The sequence below is a fragment of the Arthrobacter sp. P1_A5 genome (assembly GCF_056406825.1).
In genome coordinates this window covers 1-9,431 of sequence record NZ_JBFTZL010000143.1, presented here as the reverse complement: position 1 = coordinate 9,431, position 9,431 = coordinate 1, and the positions used below count along the sequence as shown (strand labels likewise).

Genomic DNA, 9,431 nt, shown 5'->3' with positions numbered 1-9,431 from the left:
GCCCTCGGGGGCGAGGTCGCTGACGTCGTGGCCGACCCGCCGGATGCCGGCCCCGATCACATGGGCGATGCCCAGCCAGGCACCGGCCAGCACCCACACCACCCAGGGCTGGTGCGGCTCAACAACGGCCAACTGCCGGGTCCGCGCGGTGGCTGCGGTGCCACCTGCGGTGCCACCTGCGGCTCCCCGCGGCCGGGCGGATTTGGATGCGGCGGGACGGGACCCCCGGCCGGGAGAACTGCCTGATTTGCCGCTTGAGTTTCCTCTAGGCGCGGAAGAAGTACGAGTCGCCATACCCGCCACGGTACCGGATGCCGGGCCGAAAACCCCGAATTTCCGGGCGTCCGGGATCATGTTGCCGCCAACGCCAACGGGAACGGCCTCCCCCGCCTCCCGCGGCGCTCAGGCCGCGGGTTGGCCGGGAAGGCCGTTGACCAGGCATGCGCCGGGCGGTGTGAAGGGCTTACGCCCGGTGAACCACCTGAGGCTTACGCCCGGTGAACCACCTGAGGCTTACGCCCGGTGAACCACCTGAGGCTTACGCCCGGTGAACCACCTGAGGCTTACGCCTCAAGGACCACCGGGATGATCATGGGCTTGCGGCGGAGCTTGCGGTTGACCCACGTGCCGACGACCCGGCGGACGACCTGCTGCAGCTGGTGCGTCGTGTGGTCCGTGCGGTTCAGCACGGCTTCTTCGAGGGCCTCATTGATCTTGGGGATGATCTCGTCGAAGACGGAATCGTCCTCCGCCACGCCGCGGGCGTGGATTTCCGGCCCGGACACCACCTTGCCGGTGGCACGGTGGATGACCGTGATGATGGAGATGAAGCCTTCATCGCCGAGGGTCTGGCGGTCCTTGAGGTCTGCTTCGGTGACCTCGCCGACGCTGGAGCCGTCGACGTAGACGAATCCGACCTCGACCTGGCCCACGATGTCGGCCTGGTGGTCGCGCAGGTCGATCACGCTGCCGTTGTCCGCGAGCAGGATGCTTTCCTCCGGCACGCCGGATTCGAGGGCGATCTTGCCGTTGGCGATGAGGTGGCGGGTTTCGCCGTGCACCGGCATGGCGTTGAGCGGCTCAAGGATGTTGTAGCAGTACAGCAGTTCGCCGGCGGCAGCGTGGCCGGAGACGTGCACCTTGGCGTTGCCCTTGTGGATGACGTCGGCGCCGAGCTTCAGCAGTCCGTTGATGATGCGGAAGACGGCGTTTTCGTTGCCCGGGATCAGGCTGGACGCAAGGATGACGGTGTCGCCCTCGCCGACGACGACGCGGTGGTCGCCGTTGGCCATGCGGGACAGGGCGGCCATGGGCTCGCCCTGGGAGCCGGTGGACATCAGCACAACCCGGTTGTCCGGCAGGTTGTCGATGTTCTTGATGTCGACCAGGATCCCGGCCGGGACCTCCAGGTAGCCCAGTTTCGCGGCGATGGCCATGTTCCGGACCATGGAGCGGCCCACGAAGGCAACCTTGCGGTTGTGGTTGGCGGCGGCATCGAGAACCTGCTGGACGCGGTGCACGTGGGAGGAGAAGGAGGCGACGATGATGCGCTTGGAGGCCTGCCCGAACAGCCGGTCCAGGGTGGGTCCGATTTCCTTCTCGGCGGTGGTGAACCCCGGGACGTCGGCGTTGGTCGAATCCGACATGAACAGGTCCACGCCTTCTTCGCCCAGCTTGGCGAAGTGCCGAAGGTCGGTGATGCGGCCATCCAGCGGCAGCTGGTCCATCTTGAAGTCACCGGTGTGCAGGACGGTGCCGCCCGAGGTGCGGAGGAACACGGCCAGGGCGTCCGGGATGGAGTGGTTGACGGCGATGAACTCGCATTCGAAGGGCCCGTACTTCTCGACCTGGCCCTCGACGACGATCTTCGTGTTCGGCTTGATCCGGTGTTCCTGCAGCTTGGCCTCGATGAGGGCCAGTGTCAGCTGTGAACCGACGATGGGGATGTCGGCGCGCAGGCGCAGGAGGTAGGGGACGGCGCCGATGTGGTCTTCGTGACCGTGGGTCAGGACTACCGCGACGATGTCCTGGAGACGGTTCTCGATGTAGGAGAAGTCCGGCAGGATGAGGTCGACGCCGGGCTGGGTCTCTTCGGGGAAGAGGACGCCGCAGTCAACGATGAGGAGCTTGCCATCGATCTCGAAAACGGTCATGTTTCGACCGATTTCCCCGATTCCGCCGAGCGGTACGATCCGCAGGGTGTTCTTCGGGAGGCGGGGCGGCGTGACAAGGCCGGGAAGGGCGGTTTGGGTCATAGTGCACTACTTTCCAGGCTGAAGCCGGGCTGGTTCTTAACCGTCAGGATTGGCTCCCGATCAGGAAAAGACCATCCCCGCTTCCGCCAAATCCTCGCGGATGGTTGCGATCTCGGCCTCGCCCGGCTCCACGAGGGGCAAACGGACAACCGAGTTGGGCAGGACTCCCTGCCACTTAAGAACCTGCTTGGCAGCGACAGCACCCTGAATGTGGGTCATCACTGCGCGGACCACGGGGTCCAGTTCGAAATGTAGGGTGCGGGCGGTAGCAAAATCGCCTGCAAGTGCGGCATCGATCAGCGCACGGAATTGCCGCGTCGCGACGTGTGCGGAGACGCTGACCAGCCCGACGGCGCCGGCGGCCATCCACGGCAGYGTGAGGCCGTCGTCGCCGGAGTAGACATCAAGATCGGTGTTCGCCAGGACGCGCGTGACGGCGTTGAAGTCGGCCTTGGCATCCTTGAGGGCGACGATCCTGGGGTGGTCGGCGAGCCGGATCATGGTCTCGGGCAGGATGGGCACGCCGGCGCGGCCGGGGATGTCGTAGACCATGACGGGGAGGTCGGCGGCGTCGGCCACGGCCTCGACGTGCGCCTGGATACCGGCCTGGCTGGGCTTGTTGTAATACGGCGTGACGATCAGCTGGCCGTGCGCTCCGGCCTTGGCGGCGCGCTTGGCCATCTCGATCGAGTGCGAGGTGTGGTTGGTCCCGGTCCCGGCGATGACCTTGGCGCGGTCGCCCACGGCCTCGACGATGACGCGGAAGAGCTTCTCTTTTTCGTCGTCCTCGAGCGTGGAGGTCTCCCCCGTGGTGCCGGAGATCACGAGGGCGTCATTGCCGTCGTCGACGAGCTTGCTCGCCAGTTCCGCCGACTGCCGGTAGTCGACCTCACCGTCCGATGTGAAAGGCGTGACCATGGCAGTCACGAGGGTCCCGAACGTGTAAGAGCGAATATCAGAGTCAGCCATATGAAAAACGTTACCTTGTCTGCGGCATGTTAGGACAATGGCGGCGGTGTGACGAACGTCAAACTCGGCGGCCGTGCGTCACGTTTCGGCGGCCCGGCCGGACTCAGGGCCGCCGAAACCGCGCCAGCACACTGTATTGGAGACTCGCGGTCAGCACCTCGGTGCCGGTGCCGGCCGCCTGCCGGAGCGGGAGCCCGTCAGGACCCCAGAACCCGCTCAGGCCACACGAAGGGCCGAGCGGCGTGGCGCCCGCCAGGTTCGCCAGGACGGAGAACATCCGGTTGTCCATGGCCCGGGCGCCGAGATGCAGTGCCAGCCGGTGGTCTTCGCCGGCCGTGTAGAGGGCCGAGACGGCATAGATGTCCGCCCCGGCGTCCGCGGCCCATTCCGCATGGCCCGGGCGGGCTGCGTCGAAGCAGATCGCCAGGGCGACCTTCCAGCCGTCGATCTCCAGGACCGCGGGATTGCTGCCGGCCACGAAGAGATCCTGCTCCGGTCCGTGCAGGTGCGTTTTGAAGCTGGTCTCGATGGAGCCTGTTGGATGGACCGCGAGGGCGGCCAGCCGCGGCGTACCGTCCGCGTCTTTGAACGCGGCACCGACCACGGCGGTAATTCCGGTGCGGCGGCAGATTTCCCGGATGCCGTCCAGCCGCCGGTCAACCGCGCTCAGCCACTCCCCGGGTCCGTCCAGCAGGTCCAGCCGGTATCCCGTCAGCGAGAGTTCGGGAAAGATGACAAGCCGGGCTCCATGCGACCCGGCGTCTTCGATCAGCCGGATGTGCTCGGGCACGTTGGCGGCAACGCCACCATCCAGGGCCTGGTATTGGACGGCAGACAGCGTCAGCGCGGTGATTGAGCCAGTGGTCACCCTGCCATCCTATGCACCCCGCCCTTCGCCGGAGGGAGCCGATGGTGCCGAGCAGTAACGCCCGACGGCGGTTTCGCGAAGGGCCCCTGCCCAGGCGGCCAGACGCTGGGCCGCCCGCACGTAGTCGAACAGTTCGGTTGGAGTGAGGGCGTCGAGGTCCGTCTCGGCCAGCCGTCGGGCCAGCTCAGCTCCCGGCGGCACCGCGGCCAGCGCCGCCCCCTCCTTCCCCCACTGGACGTCCTCGGCCGGCTCCCCGGCGACCAAGCGGCGGAAGAGGAAGTCCACGACGCCCGGGCTCATGGCTTTGAGGACGCCGGCCGCCGGCTCGCCACCGTTCGTCCGTCCGCCAGGCGTCGCGCTGGTCCGCTGCGGGCCCGACGGATCCGGGCCTGGAAATTGTCGGCTTGTGGATTCCCGGCCGGTGAATTCGGGCTTCCGGAAAGCTGGCTCTGGGGCGTCGTTCATGCGCCCATCATATTCGAACATATATTCGAATACAAGGCCCGCCCGGAGAAGGATCGGGGCTGCGGGCAGGCCGAAGATGAGACGGTCACCGGACCGATCGTGAGACGATCAGATGATGACGGCGCGCGGAATGACTACGGCTTCCCGGACCGTCCGGGGCACTCCCCCCGGCGTCCGGCTGGCCGGTATCGACGCCGCGCGCGGCCTGGCCCTGCTGGCCATGATGGCCACCCACGTGCTGGCAACCTTTGAGCCGGACCCGCAGCTCACGCCCACCTGGATCGGCCTGGCGTTTTCCGGACGGGCAGCCGCGCTGTTCGCCGTGTTGGCCGGAGTCGGACTCGCCTTGTCCACGGGGAAACAGCAGCCGCTTGAGGGCGCCGAACTGCGGGGTGCCCGCAGAGGCATCGCCTTGCGGGCGCTCGTGATCGGTGCCGTCGGGCTCTCCCTGGGCGGGCTGGAAGTCAACATCGCGATAATTCTGGTCCACTACGCCCTGCTGTTCCTGTGTGTGCTGCCCTTTGTCGGGCTTGGGCTGAAACGCCTGGCCGCACTCGCGGTCCTCTGGATACTGGCTGCCCCCGCCCTGGCCTACCTCCTGCGGCCGTGGCTGCTGTCCGCCGATCCGCCCCTKCGGCTGGGGCACAATCCAAGCTGGGAGGATCTGACCGCCCCGGCCAGGCTGCTGGGCGACCTCTTTCTCACGGGCTACTACCCTGTCCTGCAGTGGATCGCCTATCTCCTCGTGGGGCTGGTGATCGGCCGGATGGCGCTCTGGAAAGCGGCCGTGCCGTTCCTGCTCGTTGCTGCCGGCACGGTGGTGGCCGTCATGTCCAAGTGGCTGGGGACGCTCATGTTGGAGGACTGGGGCGGCAGGCAGGCCCTTCAGGCGCACATCGGCGATCCCGCCTACCCGCTGGAGAGCCTGCTGCAGGTCAACCTGGCCGGCATCGACCAGTCAGGCTCAGTGTGGTGGCTGGCCACGAGTGCACCGCACTCCGGCACCACGCTGGATCTGTTGCACACCTCGGGGGCCGCTGCCGCCGTGATCGGCCTGTGCCTGCTGCTGGGCCGGCTGGGCGACTGGCTGGAACTGGATCTGCTGCTGCCGCTGCGCGGAGCCGGGGCCATGACGTTGAGCCTCTACACGGCTCACCTGTGCATCATGGCCGCCCTGCACGACCAGCCGTTGATGCCGGGCTGGACCGTGGAGGGTGTGTACTTCGCGCAGGCTGTCGGGATGCTGGTGGCCGGCGGAGTCTTCGCGGCCATGGCGTGGCGCGGGCCGCTGGAGTGGGCGACCCATGCGGCCAGCCAGGCCGGCCGCCACCAGCCGGCCCAAGTCCGCCGGCCTCGACGCGTGCGCTAAGTTCCGCCGCCGGATCTGACGCTGAGTTCCGCAGCCGGGCCCTGCGCGGCCCGGCAAACGGTGTCCGGCTAGTTCTTCTGCACCCCGGCGCGGAACATCCGCACGGCGTCGCGCATTGAGGCGCGGGCGCGCTTGCGGTCTCCGGCAGCATCGTACGCACAGCTGAGCCGGAACCAGGAACGCCAGTCCTCGGGGGCAGCTTCCGCCTCGGCGCGGTACTTCTCAAATTCGGCGTCGGCGGCTTCGCGGATGATCCGGCCGGCGGGCGTGCGCGGCAGAGTGTCCTCCGGCAGGCCTCCCTCGGCTTCGAGGATCTTTGCCAACCGCTCAGTGCGGGCACCAAACAGCAGTTCCCGGATCAGGGCCCAGGCCCCGATGACCGGCAGCACCAGGTAGGCGACGCCGATCGCCTTCGCCACGAGGCTGGGATCGGACATCAGGAGCACGGAACGTTGCAGGGACACCACCAGATAAAACACGAGCAGCAGGGTGACGGCCCCCACCCAGATCTTGGTGCGGTTCGCTTTCAGGGCAGTCAAGGCAGCGGACATCGGGCTCAGAGTCCCAGGTCCAGGTAGCCGTCGAGTCCCACGGTGAGACCGGGGTGAGCGGCGACGCTGCGGATCCCCAGCAGCACCCCGGGCATGAAGGACGCACGGTCAAAGGAGTCGTGGCGGATGGTCAGCTGCTCCCCCGGCCCGCCCAGCAGGACCTCCTGGTGCGCGACAAGACCAGCCAGCCGGACACTGTGGACCCGGATGCCGTCGACGTCGGTGCCGCGGGCACCGGCGAGTTCCGAAGTGGTGGCGTCCGGGCTGGACGGCACGCCAGCCTCGGAGCGCTCGGCCGAGATCAGCTGTGCCGTGCGCACGGCCGTGCCGGAGGGCGCGTCGACCTTGTCCGGGTGGTGCAGCTCAATAATTTCTACGGATTCGAAGTATTTGGACGCCTTGGCGGCGAAGGCGGAGGCCAGGACGGAGCCGAGGGCGAAGTTCGGGGCGATCAGGACGCCGACGCCGGGCCGGTTGGCGAGGAGTTCTTCCAGGCCCGCGAGCCGGCCGGCATCCCAGCCGGTGGTGCCGACCACGGCGTGCATGCCGTGCTCGACGGCGAAGCGAACGTTCGCCTCGGTGCTTTCGGGGACGGTCAGGTCCACCACGATCTGCGCGCCGGAGCTGACAAGAGAGTCGAGGGGGTCGTTGCGGCCAAGGGCCGCGACGAGCGTCAGGTCCGCGGCGGCGTCGATGGCCTTCACGGCCTCTGCGCCCATGCGCCCGCTGGCGCCCAGCACGGCGACGGAGAGTTGTTCGGTCATGCTATCAACCCTACCGCCGGGGCCGCTGCGTTCCGGAACCGGCGGCGCTTGGTTACAGGGCCGCCGTCGGGGGCGACAGCCTGCCCGCCACGCGGCGTGAGCAACGTTCCGCAGGGCCCGGCCCGCCGGCTCGATGGGTCACACGCCGACCCAGGCCTGTCAGGCTGGATTGACGCCCTGAGCCTGTCAATCTAAACTGACAGACATGGAGACTGACGACCTGTCCGCGCATATTCATTCACTCGACCCCGCCGTCGGCCTGCGGGCGGTCGGCGCCCTCCATCGCCTGGCAGAACAGGTCGAGGCAGCGCAGGTCAGAGCGGCCCGACAGCAGGGATGGACGTGGGAGCAGATCGGTGACGCCCTGGGCGTCTCACGGCAGTCCGTCCACGCAAAATACCGAGAGTGAGATCAAGCCATGTTTGAACGATTTGCCGACGACACCCGAAAAATCGTTGGCTTCGCCATGGACGAGGCCCGCTGCAGCGGCGACAAGCGGCTGGGCACGGATCATTTGCTGCTGGGGGCGCTCCACGATCCTGGTCCCGCCGGCCTTCTGGGTGTCACGCTCGATCAGGCTCGGGCCGCGGCGGCGAGGCTTGACCGCACGGCACTCGCGTCAATCGGTATAGATGCCCACGGCTTTGAGCGCGTCCCCATGCCCAGCCGGGGGAAGAAGCCGCCCTTCAGTTCGGGCGCCCGGTCGGTAATGGAAGGCATGCTTCGGTACGCCATGGACCAGAAGTCACGACAGATCACCACCGCGAATCTGCTGCTGTCGCTGCTGGACCGCGAGGAACACGATCCGGCAGCCGTGCTGCTCAAGCAACTGGGGGTCGACCGGGCGGTGGTCCGGCGCAGGGTTCTTTCCTCCTGATCCGGAGCCTTCTTCCTGCCGGTCACCACTGCCTCTACTCGCCGGCGCCGACCCACTCCACAGTGCCGTCGGCGAAAAACTGTTCCTTCCAGATCGGCACCTGGGCCTTGATCCGGTCGACGAGTTCTGCACATACGGCGAAGGCCTGGCCGCGGTGGGCCGCCGAGACGGCGCACACCAGGGCCGGATCGCCGATCTCCAGCATGCCGATCCTGTGGGCCGCCCAGATCCGCACCGGCTGCCGCCCGTCCTGGGTGGCGCCGGCGCCGCCGGCGGCGTCTTCCGGAGATCCGCCGGGCGCGGCATCCCCGGCCGGGCCCGAGTGCTCCGCCACAAGCCCGGCGACGACGTCGGCCATCACCTGGTGCGCCGTCGGGTGGGCGCTGTAGCTGAGCCGGGAGACCTGCTTGCCGCCGTCGTGGTTGCGGACGACGCCGCTGAAGCTGACCACCGCTCCTGCCGTGTCCGACTCCACCGCCGCGATGGCCTGCTCCACCGAGATGGGTTCGGCGCTCAGCACGGCCTGCACGATTTCAAATCCGGTATCAGTGCCCATGGCTGCCTTCCAGTTGGTCGCAAAGGTGTCCAAGGATGGGATCCAGCACGGCCAGGCCGTCCATCACGCCTTTCGGGGATCCGGGCAGGTTCACGATGAACGTCTGTCCGGCTGCGCCCGCGTGGCCCCGGCTGAGCATGGCCATCGGAGTCTTGGCCGTTCCGGCGGTCCGGATGCCCTCCATGATGCCCGGGATTTCCCGATCCAGCAGGGGCAGCGTCTGCTCCGGCGTTGCGTCCGTGGGGCTCAGCCCGGTGCCGCCGCTGGTGATGATGACGGCCGGCTGCTGGCTCAGCAGGGCCCTCAGCGCGGCCCCGACCGGCGCCCCGTCCGGCACCACCATGGCGGGGAACGGCTCGAAGCCGTGCTCGGTGAGCCAATCGATGATGACARGGCCCGTGAGGTCCTCATAGACACCGGAGGCCGCCCGGGTGGAGGCGATCACGACACCGGCCTTCCGGCCCGTGGCTTCGCCGTGGCGGTGGGGTTCGGGCATGTTCATAGGGTCCAGTCCCCGCTCTTGCCGCCGCTTTTGGCGAGCACCTTGATATCGGTCAGGACCGCGTGCTTGTCCACGGCCTTGATCATGTCGTACACGCTCAGTGCCGCGACCGTCGCCGCAGTCAGGGCTTCCATCTCGACCCCSGTGACGCCGCGTGTCTTGACCGTGGCGAAAATTGTCACGGCGTCGGTGTCGAGCTCAAAGTCGATGGTGACCTTGGCGATCGGCAGCGGGTGGCACAACGGGATCAGGTCC

General features: G+C 67.8%; 12 protein-coding genes. 3 read left to right on the top strand and 9 right to left on the bottom strand.

Annotation, left to right across the window (positions count from 1 at the left end; translation table 11 throughout):
- Positions 1-563: 563 nt before the first annotated feature.
- The 4 genes from AC1D1S_RS16120 to AC1D1S_RS16105 form a co-directional block, all read right to left on the bottom strand.
- Complete coding sequence (locus tag AC1D1S_RS16120; protein ID WP_028277222.1) at positions 564-2,255, bottom strand: ribonuclease J; 1,692 nt, start codon at positions 2,253-2,255, stop codon at positions 564-566.
- A 60-nt stretch (positions 2,256-2,315) separates the two neighbouring features.
- A complete protein-coding gene (dapA, locus tag AC1D1S_RS16115) occupies positions 2,316-3,224 on the bottom strand; it encodes a 4-hydroxy-tetrahydrodipicolinate synthase (RefSeq protein WP_028277221.1) in 909 nt (302 codons plus the stop codon).
- A gap of 103 nt (positions 3,225-3,327) precedes the next feature.
- The gene (locus AC1D1S_RS16110) at positions 3,328-4,092 is read right to left on the bottom strand and encodes a carbon-nitrogen hydrolase family protein (protein ID WP_476945690.1); all 765 of its coding nucleotides are present in this window, start codon (positions 4,090-4,092) and stop codon (positions 3,328-3,330) included.
- 9 nt (positions 4,093-4,101) lie between these two features.
- Positions 4,102-4,557 (bottom strand): hypothetical protein, encoded by a 456-nt coding sequence (locus AC1D1S_RS16105; RefSeq protein WP_476945689.1) that lies wholly within the window; start codon positions 4,555-4,557, stop codon positions 4,102-4,104.
- 115 nt (positions 4,558-4,672) lie between these two features.
- On the opposite strand from AC1D1S_RS16105, the gene AC1D1S_RS16100 reads away from it, so the two are divergent.
- A complete protein-coding gene (locus tag AC1D1S_RS16100) occupies positions 4,673-5,926 on the top strand; it encodes a heparan-alpha-glucosaminide N-acetyltransferase domain-containing protein (RefSeq protein ID WP_476945688.1) in 1,254 nt (417 codons plus the stop codon).
- 68 nt (positions 5,927-5,994) lie between these two features.
- Here AC1D1S_RS16100 and AC1D1S_RS16095 read toward each other — a convergent pair whose 3' ends face one another.
- Both AC1D1S_RS16095 and dapB read right to left on the bottom strand, forming a co-directional pair.
- Positions 5,995-6,477 carry a hypothetical protein gene (locus AC1D1S_RS16095; RefSeq protein WP_028277217.1) on the bottom strand — a complete coding sequence of 161 codons (483 nt, stop codon included), beginning with the start codon at positions 6,475-6,477 and terminating at the stop codon, positions 5,995-5,997.
- Between the two features lie 5 nt (positions 6,478-6,482).
- On the bottom strand, positions 6,483-7,241 hold the full coding sequence (gene dapB, locus AC1D1S_RS16090; protein WP_476945687.1) for a 4-hydroxy-tetrahydrodipicolinate reductase: 759 nt from the start codon (positions 7,239-7,241) through the stop codon (positions 6,483-6,485).
- A 205-nt stretch (positions 7,242-7,446) separates the two neighbouring features.
- Between dapB and AC1D1S_RS16085 the strand changes: the two genes are divergently transcribed.
- Positions 7,447-7,650, top strand: a complete 204-nt coding sequence (locus AC1D1S_RS16085; RefSeq protein ID WP_026266610.1) for a helix-turn-helix domain-containing protein — start codon at positions 7,447-7,449, stop codon at positions 7,648-7,650.
- 9 nt (positions 7,651-7,659) lie between these two features.
- Positions 7,660-8,118, top strand: coding sequence for a Clp protease N-terminal domain-containing protein (locus AC1D1S_RS16080; RefSeq protein WP_476945686.1), 459 nt, complete (start codon positions 7,660-7,662; stop codon positions 8,116-8,118).
- Positions 8,119-8,152: 34 nt separating this feature from the next.
- On the opposite strand, the gene AC1D1S_RS16075 is transcribed toward AC1D1S_RS16080, so the two are convergent.
- From AC1D1S_RS16075 to AC1D1S_RS16065, 3 genes are all read right to left on the bottom strand, one after another.
- On the bottom strand, positions 8,153-8,674 hold the full coding sequence (locus AC1D1S_RS16075; protein ID WP_243181757.1) for a molybdenum cofactor biosynthesis protein MoaE: 522 nt from the start codon (positions 8,672-8,674) through the stop codon (positions 8,153-8,155).
- Positions 8,664-9,176: a MogA/MoaB family molybdenum cofactor biosynthesis protein gene (locus tag AC1D1S_RS16070; RefSeq protein ID WP_476994916.1), complete on the bottom strand. Its 513-nt coding sequence runs from the start codon at positions 9,174-9,176 to the stop codon at positions 8,664-8,666. The genes AC1D1S_RS16075 and AC1D1S_RS16070 overlap by 11 nt, the downstream gene beginning before the upstream one ends.
- The coding region (locus tag AC1D1S_RS16065; RefSeq protein ID WP_476994915.1) for a cyclic pyranopterin monophosphate synthase MoaC at positions 9,173-9,431 on the bottom strand (259 nt) is incomplete at its 5' end. The genes AC1D1S_RS16070 and AC1D1S_RS16065, both read right to left, overlap by 4 nt.

What these genes read in the sequence shown, in the direction of transcription:
- AC1D1S_RS16085 (WP_026266610.1), top strand. Translation starts at nt 7,447, where the DNA reads ATGGAGACTGACGACCTGTCCGCGCATATTCATTCACTCGACCCCGCC.
- AC1D1S_RS16095 (WP_028277217.1), bottom strand. Translation starts at nt 6,477, where the DNA reads ATGTCCGCTGCCTTGACTGCCCTGAAAGCGAACCGCACCAAGATCTGG.
- dapB (WP_476945687.1), bottom strand. Translation starts at nt 7,241, where the DNA reads ATGACCGAACAACTCTCCGTCGCCGTGCTGGGCGCCAGCGGGCGCATG.
- AC1D1S_RS16075 (WP_243181757.1), bottom strand. Translation starts at nt 8,674, where the DNA reads ATGGGCACTGATACCGGATTTGAAATCGTGCAGGCCGTGCTGAGCGCC.
- AC1D1S_RS16080 (WP_476945686.1), top strand. Translation starts at nt 7,660, where the DNA reads ATGTTTGAACGATTTGCCGACGACACCCGAAAAATCGTTGGCTTCGCC.
- AC1D1S_RS16120 (WP_028277222.1), bottom strand. Translation starts at nt 2,255, where the DNA reads ATGACCCAAACCGCCCTTCCCGGCCTTGTCACGCCGCCCCGCCTCCCG.
- AC1D1S_RS16105 (WP_476945689.1), bottom strand. Translation starts at nt 4,557, where the DNA reads ATGAACGACGCCCCAGAGCCAGCTTTCCGGAAGCCCGAATTCACCGGC.